The organism is Streptomyces sp. V3I8 (assembly GCF_030817535.1).
GTDB lineage: Bacteria > Actinomycetota > Actinomycetes > Streptomycetales > Streptomycetaceae > Streptomyces.
Window position 1 is genome coordinate 1,353,820 of record NZ_JAUSZL010000002.1, and the last position, 18,752, is coordinate 1,372,571.

The window sequence follows — 18,752 nt, forward strand, 5'->3', positions numbered from 1 at the left end:
TGAGCAGTTCGATCAGTTTCTCGACTTGCTCGCTGCCGAGACGGCTGCGCAGCTCCTGTGCCAGCGCCTGTAGGTCTTCGGCCTCCGGGCCGGCGGGAGACTTCGCCTATCGGCGGTCTGGACTGTCGCTTCCTGTGTACGAAGCGGGGCGGGCTCCTGCTTCTTCTTCGTTCGCTGCTGCTTCTTCACAGCCCGCTCTTCCAGGGCGCGTTCGGTGGCGCTCTGCTGTGGCTGCGCCGGCAGCTGCCCGACCGTGCGGGCGACGTCCAGGGGAACGGTCTTCTCTGAGACCGCTTGCTTGAGCTCGGGGGTCAGGTTGAGCAGGGCGAGCCGCTGGGTGACCCACCCGCTGGACTTCCCGAGTGAGCGGCCGACCGCGCACTGCGAGCCGTGTACTTCGACGAGGCGTTGGAGCGCTCGTGCTTCGTCGAGGGGTTCGAGGTTTTCGTGCTGGACGGCTGCGGTGAGGGCGGTTTCCAGGATTGTGTCCGCGTCGTCGGCGAGGGCGTCGTCGATGTGGACGGGGACTTGGTCGAGGCCTGCGAGGCGGGCGCCGGCGAGACGCCGGTTGCCGTCGACGACGACGTATTCGGCGGCTTTGAGGTCGTCCGAGGTGTGGTCGGGGTGGGCCGTCAGGAAGGCGTCCCGGGTGACGACGGTGAGGGGCTGGATGATGCCTTTGCTGGCGAGGCTGTCGGCGATTTCGTGTCACGGCGGCAGGTTCGGTTGCCGCGGTTGCGGAGCCGGCGGGCGCCGGTCACCTCGCGCGCCCGAGCCAGCAGGCCCGTATGTCCTCGCTCGCCCGGGGCGCGGGCGCCCCCGCGCGAATTTTGTCCGGGCTTTGTTTGTAAGGCCGCCTCCCGCCGACACCGAACAACGAATCGGGCTAGACACCTCCCATCACCGGACAGCGGGACGACACGGAAGGAGCCGGGGCATGCGGCGGACGGCGCGGGGCGGAGTGTGGGCGGTGGGTGCTGCGGCCGCCATGTCGCTGCTCTCGGGATGTGTGACACACGCCGACGAAACCGTTGCCAGGCCGACGTCGGGCCCTCGCAGCAGTCAGGAGAAAGAGCCGCAGCAGGCCCTCGACATCGCCGAGCAGTTGCTGGAACGCGACTGTATGCGGCGGCACGGCTTCAAGTTCTGGGTGGTCCCGCGGGCCGTGTCCACGATGCGCCGTGACTTCCCGTACGTGGTGGACGACGTCGGATGGGCCAGGGTCCACGGTTACGGCGCCGACCAGTACGCGGCGCTCCAGCGGGCCGATGAATCTAACCCCAATAAGCACTACCTGTGGTCGCTGCGGCCGGAGCGCCGTACCGCCCTGCTGGCCGCGCTGAACGGGTCGCACCCGCGCGGACTCACCGTTGACCTGCCCAATGGCGCCCGAGTCAGCCATAGCGACCAGGGTTGTACGGCGGAGGCCGAGCGCAGCCTGTACGGCGATTTGCCGGCCTGGTTTCGCGCGACCCGGACCACCACGTATCTGGCCGGCGAACGCGTGGCGGCGGTCCAGCAGGATCCGCAGTACCTTGCCGCCCGCGACCGCTGGGCGCGGTGCATGAAAGCTGCCGGATTGCCGTATGCGGACCCCCAGGAGAGCCGTGCCGCCGCCGACCCCGAAAAGGGTGTCAGCCGCGCGCGGGAGATCCGGTTGGCGGTAGCGGAGGCGACCTGTGCTGTGTCCACCGGGCTTTCTCGGGAGGCCTCGGCCCTCGACCGCTCCAACGACGCGCGGCTTCGCAAGCGCTACCCAGCCGTCTACAGCGACCTCGCCCGGATGAAGGCGGCGGCGATGCCCAGGGCCCGCGCCCTGGTGGACCGCGGCTGATCGCCGGCTACCTCTCACATCTCACACTTCCGCGGCGGGCCCCGTCGCGGGACGGCCCCTTCGACGGCGCCGATCAGGAGGACCCGTTCGAGGCCGCCGGCCGTGCGGCGATCAGAGGCATCAACCGGTCCTTCGAACGCAGCGTCGCCGGGACGACCCGCGTCGGCCACGGCGCACTCAAGTTCGACCGCTGACACGCGGGCCGCGCCATCCGCAACCGGCCTCGCTGCGACCGGTGCCGGGATGTTCCACTCCCTGGCCGTTCATCAGGCAAGTGCGTTGTCGGGCAACGAGGTGTCGGCTGCTTTCGGCTGTGGGACTGGTGGGCTCGCATGTTGAGGTGTCGCGTATTCCTCGTGCCGATGTGGGCACTGGGGGGCGGCACCCGACTGGTACTGACCTCTCCGAGCCCGGATCACTTGCGAAGCCGAGACCGGTACTCGCCCGGGGCCGTGCCTCGGGCACGTCTGAAGGCCCGGCTGAAAGCGTGCGGAGAGGCGTATCCGACCGCGCCGGAGATCGACTCGACCGGCTCATCGGTGTCGCGGAGCCGGACGGACGCCAGGTCGATGCGCCACTGCGTCACGTAGGCGCCCGGCGTCTGTCCGAGGGCGGACCGGAAACGCCGGGACAGCGTCGCCCGGGAGACGCTCGTCGCGGCGGCCAGGGTCTCCGTGGTCCAGGGGTGTGCCGGTTGGGCGTGCACACATGCCAGAGCGTCGCGCACGACCGGATCACGCATCGCTCCCAGCCATGAGCCGGACGGCTCCTGCGGGTGGCGGGCCAGCCAGACGCGTACGAACTGGACGAGCAGAAGGTCGACGATGCTGTTGATGGCGGCGGTGGTGCCGATCTGCGGCTGTGCGAGCTCGGCAGCGAGAAGTTCGACGGTCCTTCTGAGCTGCGCGTTCTCCCGAGCTGTGACGTGCATCGGCCGAGTGAGGGAGGTAAGCACCGGTGTGCGCACCTCCAGGTCCTGCTCATAGTGCAGGACGATCACTTCCGTCTGCACCGGCGCCGAGCCCAGCCGCAGGGCCCGGCCATCGCCAAAAGCCCGGACCGCCGCCTCAGGGTCACAGGAACCCATCGTCACGTTGGCGCCGCCGGCTATCCCGTGTGCGGTGCCCGGCGACACCAGGACGGCATCTCCGGCCTGCACCTGAAGAGGTTTCTCGCCTGTGACGTGGAGCCACATGGTGCCGCGGGACACTACGTGCAGTGCCGCTCCTGGATAGGAGTCCAGCCACAGGCCCCAGGTTCCTCCGGCCTTCAGTACGCCCCCGAGGGCCCCACGCGCACCCGAAACACGCAAGACCTCCGCCAGCACATCCATGGGTCCATTGTCGTCCACCGCCGCCCACCGTCCGCCGCCCACCGCCGGTCGCCGGCCGTCGGCCGACGACGCATGTGTCCTCGTTCACAGGGTCAGGCCACGTCAAGAACGACCTTTCCGTGCACCTTGCGCGCGAACAGTGCCTGCACGGCGTCCTCCACGCCCTGCCAGTCGCCCCGCAGTCCGACTGGCGCCGAGAGCCTCCCGGCGGCCATCAGGCCCAGCAGGTCCGTCAGCTCCCCGCCGGTCGGCGTCATGTCGCCGTAGGTGGCGATGCTGCGGGGCTCACCAAAGCCGAACAAGGCCCCTGAGGGGAACGTGGTTTCCTGCCCCGCGGAGTGACCGATCAGGTGGATGGTGCCGCCCTCGGCGAGGGAACTCCATGCCTGGGCCACCAGCGGTCCGCCGACCGTGTCCAGGACGAGGTCGAACCGGTCCCCGGTCTCGGCCAGGCCGGTCAGGACCTTGTCGGCGCCGAGTTCGCGGAGTCCTGCGGCCCGCTCCGGCGAACCGACGAGTGCCGTCACCCGGGCGCCCGCCAGCGCCGCCAGTTGGACGGCGAAGTGCCCCACGCCCCCGCTGGCGCCGGTGATCAGCACGTCGCGCGCCAGCAGGGAACGCTTGCGCAGCACCCGCAATGCGGTGACCCCGGCGATCCCCAGCGCGGCGGCGTCGGCCAGGTCCACGCCCTTGGGGACGGTGCCGAGCGAGGCGGGGCTGACTGCCACCCGCTCCGCCCACGCGTGGGGAGCCATTCCCACGGCGACGCGCGTGCCTTCGGGCGGCCCCGAGCCGTCGGATGCGGCGCGCACCACGATGCCGGCCGCGTCATGACCGTGCACAGCGCCGGCTGGCCACTGGTGCACGTACTTCAGCTCTCCGGAGTTGAGACCGATGTGCCGTATCTCCACCAGCGCCTCACCGGTGGACGGCACGGGCTCATCGACATCGGCGAACCGGACGGGTCCGGCCTCACTGTGATCGACCACAAGGGCACGCATAGGGGTGTGTTTCCTTCTCTCGTGCATGTGCCTGAACACTCGGCGCGGCAACAGATCGAGTGCGCAAATGCCGCACTGCCGCCTTCTTTGAACCCTTCCGCAGGACCGGGACAGCGACCAGCCCCATGAGAATCAATCAGTTGACGATCTGTGTCAGTGCAACTCACGACCCGTCGAGCCCTGCGCCCATCCGGTGGACGACGTTCTGAGTGCCTGACGCTGTCGGGAATCTTGGTTTCCGAGGTTGTCGATCACTACGAAGATGCCGGGCGAGCGATCCATTTCCGCTGTCCAGGGACCCGGCGAACAGGCCGACAGCTCGATGGAGAACACGGCAGCGATCCGGTGACCGTTCGGCGAACGCATCGTTATCAGCGCCTGCTACGCACGCCGCGGCGAGACCCGCTGGAAGGGCTTCCTCGCCCACGTCACCGAGACCTGCGACCCGGACAACCCCCAGCGTGATCACCGACGTCACCACCACCAAGGCCCCCGTCCACGACACCAAGGCCCTGCCCGGCATCCTGGCCAACCTGGAGGATCGGAACCTGCTGTCGAAGGAGCACTTCGTCGACGGCAGCTACCTCTCCGTCGCACTGAAACAGCAGATCGCCCGTGAGCACGGTGTCGGACTGGTCGGACCGATCCGGGCCAGGAGCACCCCGCAGTCCCGCAGGGGCACCGTCTTCCACCGCGACGCCTTCGCCATCGACTGGGACGCCAAGCAGGTCACCTGCCCGCAGGACAAGGTGAGTCGTCGGTGGTCGACACCGCCGCCCCTCGCGCCCTACGTCATCATCGAGTTCTTTTCGGACGACTGCCGGCAGTGCCCGGCGAAGGCCGCCTGCACCCGCACCGATGCCCGCAAGGTCACCTTCCTGCCGCGCGATCTCTACAACATCCAGTCCGAGTCACGGACCGAGCAGCAGACCCAGGAATGGCTCTCGCGCTACGCACTGCAGGCCGCCGTCGAGAGCACGATCAGCGAGTTCGTCAACGGCCACGGCATGCGCCAGTGCCGCTACCGCAGCCAGGACAAGGCCCACCGCCAGCACGTGCTGGCCGCCATCGCGGTCAACCTCGAACGCATCGACGTCCACCTCCCGACAACGCCGACCCGCCAGCCCAGAAACCCGACAGCTCTGCAGATTTTCCTCGACTGGCAGCACATCCCCCGGCCCCGGTCCTGGCGCGTCGCCACCCACCCCGCGGGCTGAGGTGATCGTTCTCAAGGTGGTGACCACCACCTTGCCCAAGACCGTCCCGGGGACCGGCTACCGAGTCCAACCCTGACGCAACATCCTTGCGTAGACCGTCCGTTCAGCTCGATGATCTTCCAGAACAGCGCTCGCCCAAGATCCCCGACAGCGTCAGGCACTGACCCGGTTCGTGCAGCTGCGCGTCATCGACCCCGAGGGCGCCTCGATCCTGCTCTGGATCTGACCTTTGAAGACGATCTCTAGGACGCGCGGCGAACCCCGGAGTCGGCTTTCCTCCCGAGCGCCTCACACCCCGCTGTCTGCCCGCCGGCTCAAGCCTGCGGGCAGACAGCGGGCACGGACAACACCGACCGTGCCCATCGCGGCCCGGCCGCCATGACCGCCACGGCCTGGATCCTGAGCACCCGTTGCCACGTCTTCACCCCAGCAGGAAGGGACACAGCAGACGGCCTGCACGCCACCGAGAAGCACTGTGCCTTTGTATGCGCAACTGCTGCCAGCAGCCTTTTGCCACTTGTTCGCAGGTCACAGACAAAACGCCAGGGTGCGCCACCCTTCCCCGCAGCGTCGAACATCAACCAGCATGATCACAACGCGCTGACCTGCACGAACAATGCACAGGTCATGCATCGCGCCAATCAACCACGGGCAGAGGAAGCCCTCGATACTCAGGACAAAAAATCATGTGGGACGCAGCATGGATGCGCAGTGTCGAGTGGCTCGCCGCAGCCGCGGCCGACCCCCGGGCCTGCAAACGGCAATGGGAACACGGCACCGGGGTCGCCTTACTTCAAGCAGGACGCCTCTGGAACGTCCTGTCCGTCCCGGAAGAACTCGGTCTGGCGGCCCTGGACGTCCTCTGGAGCGACCCGCTGCGCATCCCCGCCCCCGCGCTCAGGCACAGCAAAGCCCACCGCGTGGGATTCCTCCTGCCCTCCGGCCCTCACTCCCAGTGGATCGGGGCCGGAGTGCGCCACGTCGGCAAAGGAAGCTGGATCCCCACTCCCCCGCCCTACCAGGAAGCCGGCCACCTGGAATGGATCACCCCGCCCGACGGAACCGGCGCCCTCCACGTCCCCGACGTCCTCGAATGGGCCCTGCGCTCCGCCACAAGCACACTCACCACCTCCCGGACCATCCACCAGCACCTCACATCCCCACCTTGGAGCGGCCGCTGAAGCCGGCAGGCCACGAAGCGCCGGTTTCCGCAGCGACGCGGTGCTCAGAGCGGGACAGATGAATGTGCCCTGTGAATGCGCGGACAGGGGGCGCTCGTGGTGGGACGCTTAATTTGTGTCCGGCCGCCGCCTGCGGGAGCGGCGACGGCCGGAGAGCGCGAGGGACCGGGACGCCTCCCCGGTCGGGCCTCGCGCGAGGAGCTCTCCCGGCGGCGCGAGGCAGCGGGAGGTGCCTCGCTGAGTGCGCCCGGAGAGCGGAGGCTGGAGCTGCATTGTCGGCGGCGCGGCTCCAGCCGGCCTCGGTAGTCGGTCACGGCTCAAGGGCTGGGAGCCTGCGGTACCGGGCCCTGGCCCGGCGCAACCTTCTCTCAGCGTAGAAGAAGGCCGCAGTGATCGGAAGTCGAAGACGGTCGCGAAAGCGCGCCGGGAAAGCCACCGTCATGCGACGGGCGGGCTGCCACGGGGGGATACGGAAACCGCCGCCTTGCCGGAGCGCAGCGAGGACACCGGGGTGGGAAGTCCATGGGCGTGCGGCGTTGTTGAAAGGACTCTGGTGGAGGCTTCGCCTTCGGCCGCCCAGATGGCGGCCATCGAAGAGATCATCTCGGCGATCCGCTGGAAGCAGCACGGGCGGGTCGGTGTCCTGATGGAACAGTTCGTGCAGGACGCAGACATGCCCGCGCTGCTCGCGCTGCAGGCGGCTCTCCACGACACGCGCCCGGACACGGGCAGAGCTGACAGGGCACCCTCCGCCATCGCCCGCGTTCACGCAAGAGTGCCCAAGCCCTCGAAAGAACCGCAGGCGCGGCCACGAAAGGCAGCCGCCGGGACACGTCGGCGGCAACGCCAGGCAGGTTGTAGGGCGCCGGTCCAGGCGCGGCCCGTCAGCGGGGCTGGTCCCGGCGGCCACCGCCGCCCTGCCGTGTCCTTTCCTGCAAGCGGTTGCATCCGCCGAATAGGGGACAGACACTCATCAGATGCGCAGGGCACACGAGGGGAGTCGACGGTGACAGCCGACGCCACATCCGCTGCCGGCCTTTCAGCCGAGCCACACGCAACAACATGGTTACTGAGCTTTCGGGTTGAGTGTCGTCAGGGTGAGTCCGGTTGCGGCGAGGCATCCGTCGATGACGTCGCTGCGGTATTGGATTTCGCGGAGGGTCCGCCGCAGGACGCGCATCAGGTGGTCCGGGTCGGTGAAGGCGATGTTGTTCTGGCCCGCGCGCCGGGCCAGTGACCAGATGTCTTCGACCGGGTTGAGGTCGGGTGCGTAGGGCGGCAGCTGGAAGGAGACCATCCAGTCCTGGCAGGCGATGAAGGCGCGGAGCCGGGCGTTCAGGTGCACATTCAAGTTGTCCCAGATGAGCACGAGCGGTGCGTCGAGTTGCCGGTGGGCGGCGATCAGGAGGTCGCGGTAGTCGGTCCAGGTGAAGCTGCGTCGGCCGCCGCGTTTGTGGTCCACGTGCCGTTTGGGCCTGAAGATCAGCCGGGAACGCTCGCCGGATTTGTAGCAGGTCAGGGCTGCGATGGAGAAACGACGCCGGGAGCGTCCTCTCACCCGGATGAGGGGTGTGTGCCCGCGTCGGGCCCAGGTGCGGGAGGTGGGCGGCGTCATCGAGAATCCGGCCTCGTCCTCGAAGACGATGTAGGCCCCGAGCGCCGCCGCGGTGCTTCCACCTGCGGCCACGTGTCCTTCACCCAGCCGGCGACCTTCTCCTCATCGCGCTCCACAGCCCGCCGGGCGGGGACCTGATGGCTGAATCCGTGGCTGCGGAGCATCTCCATGATGGTCGACAGCGCGAGGGACTTGTGGAACCGGCGCCCGATCAGCGTCTTGACCCTTGCCAGGGCCCAGGTCTGGTCCGGCCAGCCGTGCGCGACCGGCCCCCTGGCCAACTCCTGCTCCAGCACTGCGAACAGGGCTTCACCGGCATGTCCTGCGGGAGGTCTCCCAGCGCACCAACACCAAACTGCGCCACGTCGCAGAACACCTCGTCGCCTGGGCCCACACCCAGGAACTGCCCGAACACATCAGCGCCCAACTGCACAACCAGCTGGAGAACGCCCACGTCCTGCACATACAGGACCTGAGCGGGACCGAACGGGACTGACCTAGGAAAAAGCGGTCACCCGGCAACAGCGGGGTTCGGACCAGAGCCCTGGCAGAGTCCTCCGGGCCCGGCCCGGGGGACTTTGTGCGCTGCACGCGCCGACGCCCGATGCCCCTGCACACATGGCGGATACAGGGCGTATCCCCTGCACGAGCCCGTCGTTGAGGCGGCAGTGAGCTCCGGCTCCCTGTCCTGGCCGGATGCGTTGTTGCCGGGGCCCACTCTTGCTGTCATGGCGCCGGGCCCTCCCGCGGGCAGGTGCCAGCGAACGTGTTCAGCGTTGCGGTGGCACCACGGCAGATCGCGTGGGCCGGTTGTCCAGTGCGTCCTGCACGGTGGGGAACAGGCGCAGGACCATGTCCGCGCCGGTCATCTCCAGTACCCGCAGCATCCGGCTGGATGTGCCGGCCAGTCGCAGGTCGGTCAGCTGCCGCAGGAACAGCAGCAGGTTCAAGAAGGCGGAATCGGCGAAGGTGACGGCTTTCACGTCCAGGACCAGGACCGGAACCGCCTGGGCGGCGTACTCCAGCCGGGTGCGCGCCGCGGACAAGGAGTCCCAGTCCAGTTCGCCGTGCACGCTCACCACCCAGGCGCCCTGCTGGGCGTACTGCCGACCCAGCACCTCGAACGCCGAGGACAGCCCCTGGGACGGCCGGACATCCGGACCAAAACCCTTAAATGGCGACACACTCCAGTATGGCGACACAACGCCACGCACCGGCAAGCCTTCTTCCGGTCCTCTCCTGCCGGCACACCCCGGGCATGACGGTGCTCAGGCCAAAATGATCCAGGCCGTGACCCGGTTGCCCGCCGACTCACGCACGACCGCGAAATGCTCACTGACCGCCTTGACGATCTCCAGACCGTGCTGGCCGATCCGGCCCGGATCAGTGGCGCGTGCCACCGGCACGGGACGTGCCGTCCCGCACGACGGCCTCCACCCGCTCCACAGTGATCTCCAGCTCCAACAGCGCCGGGCCTTGACCCGGAATCTTGGACACGGGCCATGCGGCTTGGGCCAGGGTAATTGATGTGGGGTCGAGTGCTGTCTCGTAAGCGATGGGACTGTGTTGTCCGAGGCGGGAGTGACGACGTCGGGTGTTGTAGCGGTTGAGCCGGTGGAACGCGTCGAGGCGGGCCTCGCGTTCGCTGGACCAGGTCTTGCGGCCCTGCAGCGTCTCGCGTTTGAACGTCGCGTTGAAGGACTCGGCAAGCGCGTTGGCCGCGCTGGAGCCGATCGCGCCCATGCTCTGTCGTACCCCTGCTGACCTGCAGATTTCTGCGAAGGCTCTGCTCGTGTATTGAGATCCGTGGTCCGTGTGCATGATCGCGCCGGTCAAGTTTCCACGGGTCCGCCCGGCGGCCGTGAAGGCGTCGATGACGAGCTCGGTCCGCATGTGATCGGCGATCGCCCACCCGGTCGGCCGGCGGGAGGCGAGGTCGATGACGGTCGCGAGGTAGAGCGGTTTCGAACCGCTGACCGGCAGGTGTGTGATGTCGCCGACGTACTTCGTGTTCACCTCGGCCGCGGTGAAGTCACGTCCGATCAGGTCCGGTGCCTTCACCGCGGCCTGGTCCGTGAGCGTGGTGCGGTGCCGGCGGCGCAGACGGACGCCCTCGAGCCCGATGGTCCGCATGATCCTCGCGACCCGCTTGTGGTTGACCGCCGGGCCGCCCTCGTCGCGGAGTTCCGCGGTGATCCTGGGAGCTCCATAGGTGCCGTCGGAGTTCTGGTGGACCTTGCGTATCCGAGCCGTGACCCGGGCTTCGACGATCTGCCGGGCCTCTCTCGCGCCTGCGGTGCGGCGCCAGTAGTAGAAGCTCGAGCGGGCCAGACCGAGGATGTCGCAGAGCCGCTTCACGCCGTATCGGCGCTGGTGATCGTCAACGAACTGATAGCGGTTCACCAGCGTGTCTCCGTCGCGAAATACCGGGTCGCCTTGCGGAGAATGTCCCGTTCTTCCTCGAGCTCGCGGATCCTCCTGCGGGCTGCGGCCAGCTCCGCCTGCACCGCGTCACCGCCGGCCGGCGAGGCGGCGGGCGGCGAAGCGGCGGGCGGCTCGCAGTGGCCGCCAGGTCGGCGGCTCGGATCCAGTTCCGCAGTGTCTGGGTGTTCACCCCGAGATCGGCGGCGACCGACTTGATCGTCGCTCCCGGCCTCGAGCGGTACAACGCGACCGCGTCCGCCTTGAACTCGGCGGGGTAATGCTTCATCCCCATGGGGACTCCGTTCTCCTGGACCATCAAGATCCAAGTGTCTCCGGTGTCCAAAACCCGGGGTCAAGGCCCCAGCTCCGGCTCGCCCGTCCACCGGCCACCGACCTGCGGCGACCCTGGGAAAGGCCAGCCGAACCGAACAGACTGACACCCGCCCGCGTTCGCAGAGGCTTCAGAAACCTGCACGCGAAGACCGGGTCACCAGCCGGTGCACCGAAACCGTCCCGGCCCGGACCAGGTCGCCCCCCCGGGTTCGAAGAACCACCGTCAAGCCACCTGTCATGACGTGGGCAGAGTCCTCACCACCGGCGAAACATACAGCCGACCCGCCCACCACAAGGCCGGCACCAAACCCCGCAGGACAGGCTGACAAGCGACATCCAGGATCAGCACACTGAACACATGCGATACGAGGGGAAGTCGAAGCTCGCCGCCGCACGAGCCTTGGTCCCGGTGGCCATCCTTGTCGCATCGCCAGTGCTCCTGATAATCGGAGCGCCGGTCCGCCGCCAATACCTCCGCTACATCTACCGGGATGAGGCCCCAACGATCCTGGACAAGGAGCAAGGCCGAATCAGTGTCCACTGGTTCGTGGTTACGAACCCTCTTCTCGCATGGTTCTGCTGGCCCACGGAGTCGCTTGTCCGACTCATCTCGCGCCGAGGTTAAACGGCAAGTTTAGAGGTTGTCCCGTAACCGTTGGCGGTCCTCAGGTCATGTCGTGTGGAGCTGTGGCCTCTTGGGTGAGTCGGGAGACCAGTTCGATCCAGCCTCTTTCCAGCCGCTGCAGCGGTAGGTTGCACTGGTCGCCCAGATGCCGGAGAAGGGCGGGCTCCAGGTAGCCCAGCAGCGCGTGGCTGAACAGTACTGCGTCTGTTTCCGGTGCAGCCAGGCTGAGCAGGACGCTGACCCGCTCATGGTACGAGCGGCGAGGTGTGCGCTGGTAGCGCTGTTCGGGGGAGGGCTCGGCAGCTATCTGGAGCTCCATCTCCTGGGCATAGCGCCGTATGGCGGCCACCCCGAATGCGCGAAGCTGCTCGATGGCCTCGCCACGACCGTCTGCTTGGTCCAAGCCGCTGAGGTGAGCGGCCTGGAAGGTGTCCTCGGAGTGCTGCAGCAGGGCTTGCAACAGACCTGTGCGGTCGCCGAACCGGCGAAAGACGGTGCCTTTGCCGACACCTGCCGCGGTAGCCACCGCTTCCATGGTGAGGTGCTTCAGCCCGTGCTCGCGCGTTATTCGTGCCGCGGCGTTGAGCAGGCGGGCGTGGTTGCGTGCCGCGTCCACGCGCAGCCGTCTGCTGTCCTCGCGAAGATGTGGTGACGGGGGCGCGGGTGGTATTTCACTGTGCTGGTCGCCTGCCAGGCTCGGACAGGAACATGTTCTCGGCGGAGGAGCATCTTGTCGGTGCGGTGCCGCCTGTGCGACCGTCTCGACGAGGTCCAGCGCCAGGCCAGCAGTGTGCAGCGCGGCTGCGTCGGGCTTCTCGACCAGCGGCAGCAGATCGGCCAGAAGGGTGATGAAACGTCCGCCGTTTTCGTGGATGGCCGTCATCGAACCCTCCCATGTCGCGGTCCGGATGCTGACCGCGCTGAGCGACCCGGTCCCGGCGGCCGACTGCGCAAGAAGCTCGGCCAGGCGATGCTCGAGGCCGGTCGGCTGCCACACACCGTGGCGGAAGTCCCGCATGAGGGCCTTGAGTCGTTCCTGGACACTGTTGGGGTGTGAGTGCTGAGAAGGGTGGGGCTCATCGGGGATGGTGGACACTCAGAACGCTCCCAGGTGGATCGTGGAGTGCGGGCATTGAAGGCTTGGGTGTAGCCGACCCGCCAGTGGCGGTTTCGTGAGTCAGACGGGTGCGGCCCGCATCTGCGGCAGTGCTGGTGGGGCCCGGCAGCACCGGGGTGGCGCTTTGCAGATGGAAGGTGTCACCCCGGTGGGACCGTCCCGCTCTGAGATCAGTCGCCGGGAAGCAGGACGGTCTCGTCGCCCTCGAACCAGGCGTTGTCGATCGTCAGCCGGCTGATGCGCCATGTACTTCCGTCGCGCGTCAGGTCCGCGTCGTAGCGGTTCATCATCAGCGCGTGACGGGTCCGGTCCGGCTTGGGGCCTTCCTGGGGCAGGTAGTGCTGAGCCATCGCATAGCAGTACACGTGGGCGGTGTCGCCGTCGACAGTGGCGCGGATGTTGCTGATCACGTGGCTGGTGTCGAGCGGGCCGACCGCCGGGATGAGCGCTCCCACGACGGTGTCGCGCGGCTTGAGCGTGGGGAAGTCGAGACCGATCTTGCTCGTGGCCGGTGTCAGGTCGACCATGGCGTCCTCGGTCAGTGACGAAGCGAGTAGATCGGCGTCGCCGTGGTCGAGTCCTGCCGTGTAGCGGTGCAGTGCATCGGCGATCGCGGCGTGGTCGATCAAGCGCTGCAGCTTGTCGTCGGACATCGGGTGCTCCTCGGGGGGAATGTTGTGGTTGAGGCGGAAGAGGTTGTCCGGGTCGAAGCGCCTCTTGATGCTGCGGAGCCGGTGGTAGTCGGCTTCGTCGTAGGCGGCGCTCACATCGGTGACGCCGGTGTCCTGGGCGGCCATGAAGTTCAGGTAGCGTCCGCCGGTGGACCAGGGGCGCATCCGCTGCAGAAGCTCATCGGCGTAGGCGTTCATGGCGGTGAAGGCATCGGGTGCCCCGACGCCCACGATCCAGAGTGCGAACTGGGCGTCCCGGTGTCCGACGGCGTTGTCCGCGGTCCGGGCCAGGGCGCCGCCGAGGTGACGCAGCTCGACGAAGTGCACCGGGCAGTCGGCCGTCGGACCTGCGGCGGTCAGGATCTCCTCGATGGCTTCGGCGGTCAGTGAGCGCAGCATCGCGGTACGTTCCATGAACGGTGCCGGATCTGCCGGATCGTTGTGGATCTGGGCGAAGGACGCGTAGGGCATCGGACCCAGAGTGTCCGCAAGGACAGGGGCGGCCGCCCGCAGCGGCGCAACCAGCCCGGTGGCCTCGGCTGCCGGGCCGAGGTAGGAAATGCGGACATGCACGGCGAAGCGGTCGGCCAGGAAGGCGGGCACACCGGGCAGGGCCGGCAGGCGCAGCAGGGCGATCGATGAGCTCAACTCGTCCGGGGCCTCGGCCGTGACCTGGGCATAGGCGTGTAGGACGGCGGCTGCGTCGGCACCGTCGAAGAAGAGACCGCCCGCCCACAGCTGTTGCACCGGGAAGAGCGCGAACTCCATGGTAGTGACGACACCGAAGTTGCTCTTGCCGCCGCGCAGCGCCCAGAACAAGTCGGGTTCCGACGCGTCGTCGCCATGGCGCAACTCGCCGTCGGCTGTCACTACCTCCACAGAGGTGACGTGGTCGGCTGCCCATCCGTGGGCGCGGCCCATGGTGGGGCTCAAGCCTCCGCCGAGGGTGTAGCCGATGACTCCGACGAGCGGTGAGGAGCCGTTGAGCGGGGCGAGCCCGAACGGGGTCGCCGCGTCGATCACTTGCTGCCAGCGGGCTCCCGCCGTTACACGGGCTGTGCGGGCTGAGGGGTCGATGCTCACCTGCGTCATGCGGTGAGTGGTGATGAGGACCGCGTCGTCGGCCGGGATCGTCGCCTGGTGGCCGGTGGCCATGACGGCGACCGGCAGACGCCGCTGTGCAGCGAAGCGAACGGCGACTTGCACGTCGGTGCTGTTCGCGGCTCCGACAACGACGCACGGGTGGTGGGTCACGGCAAGGTTGAAGGGCGCGCACTCATCGGCGAACCCTTCGTCTTCCGGTCCGAGTACGGGCCCGGTGATCTGCGCCGCCAAAGCGGCGCGTGTGAGTGAATCGAGCATGCGTGCATTGCATCGAGCGCTTGTCGACGTGGCGTCGATGGCGCGTCGACGAGGCGTTTCGCCCGCGGGACGCAGGTGGGCTTCCGCACGTTCTCACCGCGGGTGATGCAGGTGATGCGGTGATACGGGGGCTGTGCGGGTACGTCGCCTCGCGCGGCCGCTGCAGGAATCAGGGCAGCGAGAGCGACACCTTTTCCGCAAGAGCGTCCGGAAGATCAGTGATCTGGTCCAGTACCGCGCGCAGATCCCTTTCGCCGACCGTGTTCTTGCCGGTCAGGCAGTGGCGCAGCAGCCGGTGCAGCGCTTGCTGGCAGTGCTCGTGTCCCAGCCCGTTGAGGGCCTGGCGCCGCGCGAACGCCTTGACGAGCCCGAGGAAGTGGTAGTCGCCGTTCTCGCCGGTCTCCACCACATGGGCGTCGACGAGGGCTTCCATGACGGCTGTGGCTTCGTTGACGGGCAGGTCGAGCACTGCCGCGGCCATGGCGGCGTCCAGCCTGCCGCAGTCGGGAACGGCGGCGAGGTGGAAGGCGTTGCGGTGGACGGCGTCCATGCGCGCCTGGGCTTCACGGAACGGTTTGTCGACGATCTTGCAGTCCTCATGCATGACGACCGGCTGGCGCAGATCGTCTTCGAGCTGGGCCAGGATCTGGTCGATCGTCCACGAGGGCCGGGCATCCAACCGGGCGGCCGCCACATGCACTGAGAGCGGCTGGTAGGAGCAGGCCTGCACCAGGCGGCTGGCCGCTGCCTGCTCCGCGAACACCCGCCGGGTGCCGGAGATGGCGGCGAGCAAGTGCAACGCGTCCTGGGGCTGTAGGACGCCGAGACGCAGCCAGGGGATTCCGGGCAGGTCGACGATGCGGCGCGCACTGGTCATGATGACGGCACAGCCCGGGGAGGCCGGTAGCAGGGGACGCACCTGCTCACCGCTGGATGCCGCGTCCAGGACGATCAGCAGGCGGCGCCCTGACACGGTCGTACGCCACAGCGCGGCACGTTCGTCCAGCGATGCCGGCAGCCGTGACGCCCCGACCGCGCGCAAGAACTGGCCGAGCACCTCCAGCGGGCCGACCGGGTCCTTGAAGCCGCCGAGGTCGACGAAGAGTTGCCCATCGGGAAACAGATGGCGCCGGGTGTGTGCAACGTGGACGGCGAGTGTGGTCTTGCCCATCCCGCCCAGGCCGGTGATGCCGACGACCGGAGCGTGCGCGGCATCACGCAGTGTCAAGGACAGCTCCGCGATCTCTGCGCGGCGCCCGGTGAACACTGCCGGGTCCGCCGGGAGCTGAGCAGGCGCGGGGGCGAGGGGCGAGGACAGATCACGGTTCGCAGGGACGGGCGAGTCCTCGACCTCGCGCAGGATACGGCTGTGGAGAGATCGAAGTGCGGGCCCGGGGTCCACACCCAGCTCTTCACGCAGAAGCTGCCGTGCGCGCTGGAAGGCGGCCAGAGCCTCGGCTCGGCGGCCGGCACGGAACAACGACAGCATGAGCTGTTCGTGCAGCCGCTCCCGCAGTGGGTGCTTCATCGCGGCTGCCCGAATCTCGGACGTCAGATCAGACGGCCCGCCGACCTCCAGCTCAAGATCGAAGACTTCCTCCAGGGCAGCCAGCTTCAACTCCTCCAGCCGATCACGCTCGAGCTCGAAGAAAGGGCCCCGGACACCCGACAGGGCTGGTCCCTGCCACATGCCAAGAGCCTGACGCAGGAGATCGGCAGCACTCGCCGCGGCGCCGACGCGGCGCATTTTGTGAGCCTGGGCGGTCAGCTCCCGAAATCTCCTCAGGTCAAAAGTCCCGTCACGAACCATGAGACGGTAGCCAGTGCCGGTCGACTCGATGACCGCCATGTCGCCGAGAATCGGGCGCAGACGATAGACGTAAGTGCGAACGGTGCCCCGAGCGCCTCGAGGCCCGTGCTCGCCCCACAAGGCCTCCAGAATCGCCTCGGTCTCCACTGGGCGCCCTTCATGCAAAAGCAGCAGAGCGAGCAATCCACGCTGCTGTGGAGATCCGAGGTCGATCTCCTCGTCCCGGTGCCATGCACGGACAGGACCAAGAACTGCAAGACGCATCACGCGACCGCACCCTATCTTTTCCATTCCCGCTCCGTTCCGGCCCGGCCAGCGAGGCCGCCACGCGGAGCCGGAACGGCGATCTCTGCGTCCAGGTTCACCGCCGACCGGACCCACCCACACCGACGTGCCCGACCACAGACGACGGCCGGGCACTTAAACAGTGCCGGCTCCCTGCCTGCGGTCGTACCGGACCCCAGGGCGGACACCACAGGTGAGACCCCGCAGGCCGTCACGCGGCGTCGGAGGCGAGCGCTTCCTTCACCGCGGCGAAACCGGCGGCGTGCGGGACGATGGGCCGGTATCCCAGTTCGGTCACGGCTTTGTCGGTGCGCAGCGTGCACGGCTGTCCGACGAACCACCGGGCGGGCACCGGCACTACCTGGGCGGCGGTGTCGGCGTCCAGGTCGGGGATGGGCACGTCGACGCCGTAGAGCGAGAAAAGTGTCTCCAGGAAATCTCGCAGGACCACTGGACGCTGGTCGGTGACGAAGTACGCCTGACCCGGCCGGCCGTGCCGCCAGCCGAGTATCAAGCCCTCGACGGCATTGTCCACGTATGTCACATCGGTGGTGTGCCGGCCGCCGTCGATCCAGGCGAACTGCCCGGCCTTGGCCGCAGCGGCCAGGCCTTCGGTCAGGCTGCTGTCGGGGCCCCAGACAAACCGCGGCCGTATGGAGACGGTGGTGAAGCCCGGTGCGTTGGCGTCCAGCAGGACCTGCTCGGCGACGGCCTTTACCGCGCAGTAGGCGGCTTCGGAGTCCGGCCGCAGCGGTGCGGTCTCGTCCACGTCCAGCAGCGGTTCGCCGGCCAGGAGAGCGGCCTCGCTGCCGCAGTGGACGAAGGTGGCGACCTTCGCGGTACGGGCTGCTTCCACAGCCGCTCGGGTGCCACCGGCCGTCACCTGCTCATGGCGCTCGCGGTCGGCGGTGACGTCCGTCTCGGCGGCGAGGTGGAACAGTACGTCGCTGCCTGCCACCGCGTCCTGCCAGCTGGCCGCCTCTGTCAACTCGCCCCGCACCGGCTGCGCGCCGAGGACCGCGACCCTGTCGGCCGACGCCTCGCTGCGGACCAGTGCGCGGACCGTATGGCCTTCTGCGACGAGCCGGCGGATCAGGGCCTGTCCGATGAAACCGGAGCCACCCGTAATGAATGCCTGCGACATGGGAGCCTTCCCTCTCGTGTAAGACGCTTCCCGCTCGCTGCAGGCGGGAGGTCATGTGGTGTGCAGCGATCAGGGGCTGCCCGCTGTTCCCTCGAAGTCATTCATAAGTGGACGGCGTGACATAGAATTTTTGGATGTCTCACCCTCGTCCCTCTACCGGAGGAGTGCAGAATCTCCGGATGTCGGCGAGAACTCTGTCAATGGCCGGACCGATGACCGGTAGCGCGGTGAGATCTTGGGCGACGCCCGGTGGCCACGCTCGAGCAGCGGGTCAGCGTCGCGCAGGGCGATGTCGCACAGCCGCGTCGGCGAGTGCGGATGATGAAAGCAGGGCGCCGAGGAGCAGGAGACGGTCCTGCCCTCCGCCGTAACCGGCGACGGTAGCGACCGCTATGCGCAGGGCGTCCTGCGGTTACGGCAGGTCCTCGCCGAAAGCGGCTCGTCGACTGGAACGCGGAGTTGTCCGCCGGCGAAAGCGCACGAGCCGGAAACTCCTCAGCCGGGCAATACCGAGGACGTCAGCCGTCGCCATGCTTCTCACGGTGGGGGCGGCGACTCGGACGGCCGGGGTCACCGTGCCGGCTTGGGTGCATTGAGGAGAATCTGCACGGCCAGCAGGCCCATGAGTGACTCTGCCAGGGTGCGGCCAGAGCACGGTCGACCGGCCGACCGCCCAGTGCGTTGCCGACCATGAGGCCGATGTCGAAGAGCACGAGCAGCCAGGCAACGGCGCTGGTGGGGTATCCCGAGACTTTCGTGAGCGTCAGCGCCGCATAGGAGGCGCCGGACATGCCACCGAA

The 18,752-nt window shown here is 68.1% G+C and carries 14 protein-coding genes and 3 pseudogenes; 5 read left to right on the forward strand and 12 right to left on the reverse strand.

Annotated features, from left to right (window positions below; genetic code table 11):
- Positions 1–12: 12 nt before the first annotated feature.
- Entirely contained in the window at positions 13–702 is a 690-nt protein-coding gene (locus QFZ75_RS06040; RefSeq protein WP_307544226.1) for a ParB/RepB/Spo0J family partition protein, read from the reverse strand.
- 235 nt (positions 703–937) lie between these two features.
- Between QFZ75_RS06040 and QFZ75_RS06045 the strand changes: the two genes are divergently transcribed.
- Positions 938–1,834, forward strand: coding sequence for a hypothetical protein (locus QFZ75_RS06045; protein ID WP_307534470.1), 897 nt, complete (start codon positions 938–940; stop codon positions 1,832–1,834).
- A 415-nt stretch (positions 1,835–2,249) separates the two neighbouring features.
- On the opposite strand, the gene QFZ75_RS06050 is transcribed toward QFZ75_RS06045, so the two are convergent.
- Positions 2,250–3,167, reverse strand: a complete 918-nt coding sequence (locus QFZ75_RS06050) for an AraC family transcriptional regulator (RefSeq protein WP_307544227.1) — start codon at positions 3,165–3,167, stop codon at positions 2,250–2,252.
- Between the two features lie 92 nt (positions 3,168–3,259).
- Positions 3,260–4,168 (reverse strand): zinc-binding dehydrogenase, encoded by a 909-nt coding sequence (locus tag QFZ75_RS06055; protein ID WP_307534471.1) that lies wholly within the window; start codon positions 4,166–4,168, stop codon positions 3,260–3,262.
- A 461-nt stretch (positions 4,169–4,629) separates the two neighbouring features.
- Here QFZ75_RS06055 and QFZ75_RS06060 point away from each other — a divergent pair, with 461 nt between their 5' ends.
- Both QFZ75_RS06060 and QFZ75_RS06065 read left to right on the forward strand, forming a co-directional pair.
- Positions 4,630–5,385 carry a transposase gene (locus QFZ75_RS06060; RefSeq protein ID WP_307534473.1) on the forward strand — a complete coding sequence of 252 codons (756 nt, stop codon included), beginning with the start codon at positions 4,630–4,632 and terminating at the stop codon, positions 5,383–5,385.
- Positions 5,386–6,071: 686 nt separating this feature from the next.
- Positions 6,072–6,566, forward strand: a complete 495-nt coding sequence (locus QFZ75_RS06065) for a hypothetical protein (RefSeq protein ID WP_307532997.1) — start codon at positions 6,072–6,074, stop codon at positions 6,564–6,566.
- A 1,066-nt stretch (positions 6,567–7,632) separates the two neighbouring features.
- Here QFZ75_RS06065 and QFZ75_RS06070 read toward each other — a convergent pair.
- Both QFZ75_RS06070 and QFZ75_RS06075 read right to left on the reverse strand, forming a co-directional pair.
- On the reverse strand, positions 7,633–8,181 hold the full coding sequence (locus QFZ75_RS06070; protein WP_307544229.1) for a transposase: 549 nt from the start codon (positions 8,179–8,181) through the stop codon (positions 7,633–7,635).
- Positions 8,178–8,492 (reverse strand): annotated as a pseudogene (locus tag QFZ75_RS06075) (winged helix-turn-helix domain-containing protein); the annotation flags it as partial. The pseudogene QFZ75_RS06075 and the gene QFZ75_RS06070, both read right to left, overlap by 4 nt.
- Between QFZ75_RS06075 and QFZ75_RS06080 the strand changes: the two are divergent.
- A complete protein-coding gene (locus QFZ75_RS06080; RefSeq protein WP_307534474.1) occupies positions 8,408–8,677 on the forward strand; it encodes a hypothetical protein in 270 nt (89 codons plus the stop codon). The pseudogene QFZ75_RS06075 and the gene QFZ75_RS06080 overlap by 85 nt on opposite strands.
- A gap of 274 nt (positions 8,678–8,951) precedes the next feature.
- Here the strand turns inward: QFZ75_RS06080 and QFZ75_RS06085 are convergent, their stop codons facing one another.
- From QFZ75_RS06085 to QFZ75_RS06095, 3 genes and pseudogenes are all read right to left on the reverse strand, one after another.
- A complete protein-coding gene (locus QFZ75_RS06085; protein ID WP_307534475.1) occupies positions 8,952–9,299 on the reverse strand; it encodes an STAS domain-containing protein in 348 nt (115 codons plus the stop codon).
- 150 nt (positions 9,300–9,449) lie between these two features.
- A complete protein-coding gene (locus QFZ75_RS06090; RefSeq protein WP_307534477.1) occupies positions 9,450–9,587 on the reverse strand; it encodes a hypothetical protein in 138 nt (45 codons plus the stop codon).
- 97 nt (positions 9,588–9,684) lie between these two features.
- Positions 9,685–10,897, reverse strand: a pseudogene (locus tag QFZ75_RS06095) (IS3 family transposase); the annotation flags it as partial.
- A gap of 69 nt (positions 10,898–10,966) precedes the next feature.
- Between QFZ75_RS06095 and QFZ75_RS06100 the strand changes: the two are divergent.
- A pseudogene (locus QFZ75_RS06100) lies at positions 10,967–11,264 on the forward strand (transposase); the annotation flags it as partial.
- A gap of 339 nt (positions 11,265–11,603) precedes the next feature.
- Here the strand turns inward: QFZ75_RS06100 and QFZ75_RS06105 are convergent.
- The 4 genes from QFZ75_RS06105 to QFZ75_RS06120 all read right to left on the reverse strand — a co-directional run bounded on the left by QFZ75_RS06105 (position 11,604) and on the right by QFZ75_RS06120 (position 17,952).
- The gene (locus tag QFZ75_RS06105; RefSeq protein WP_307534479.1) at positions 11,604–12,659 is read right to left on the reverse strand and encodes a TetR/AcrR family transcriptional regulator; all 1,056 of its coding nucleotides are present in this window, start codon (positions 12,657–12,659) and stop codon (positions 11,604–11,606) included.
- 191 nt (positions 12,660–12,850) lie between these two features.
- Positions 12,851–14,713: a nuclear transport factor 2 family protein gene (locus tag QFZ75_RS06110; protein ID WP_307534481.1), complete on the reverse strand. Its 1,863-nt coding sequence runs from the start codon at positions 14,711–14,713 to the stop codon at positions 12,851–12,853.
- A 169-nt stretch (positions 14,714–14,882) separates the two neighbouring features.
- On the reverse strand, positions 14,883–16,814 hold the full coding sequence (locus tag QFZ75_RS06115) for a BTAD domain-containing putative transcriptional regulator (RefSeq protein ID WP_307534482.1): 1,932 nt from the start codon (positions 16,812–16,814) through the stop codon (positions 14,883–14,885).
- Positions 16,815–17,019: 205 nt separating this feature from the next.
- Positions 17,020–17,952 carry an NAD(P)-dependent oxidoreductase gene (locus tag QFZ75_RS06120; RefSeq protein ID WP_307534483.1) on the reverse strand — a complete coding sequence of 311 codons (933 nt, stop codon included), beginning with the start codon at positions 17,950–17,952 and terminating at the stop codon, positions 17,020–17,022.
- Positions 17,953–18,752 lie beyond the last annotated feature (800 nt).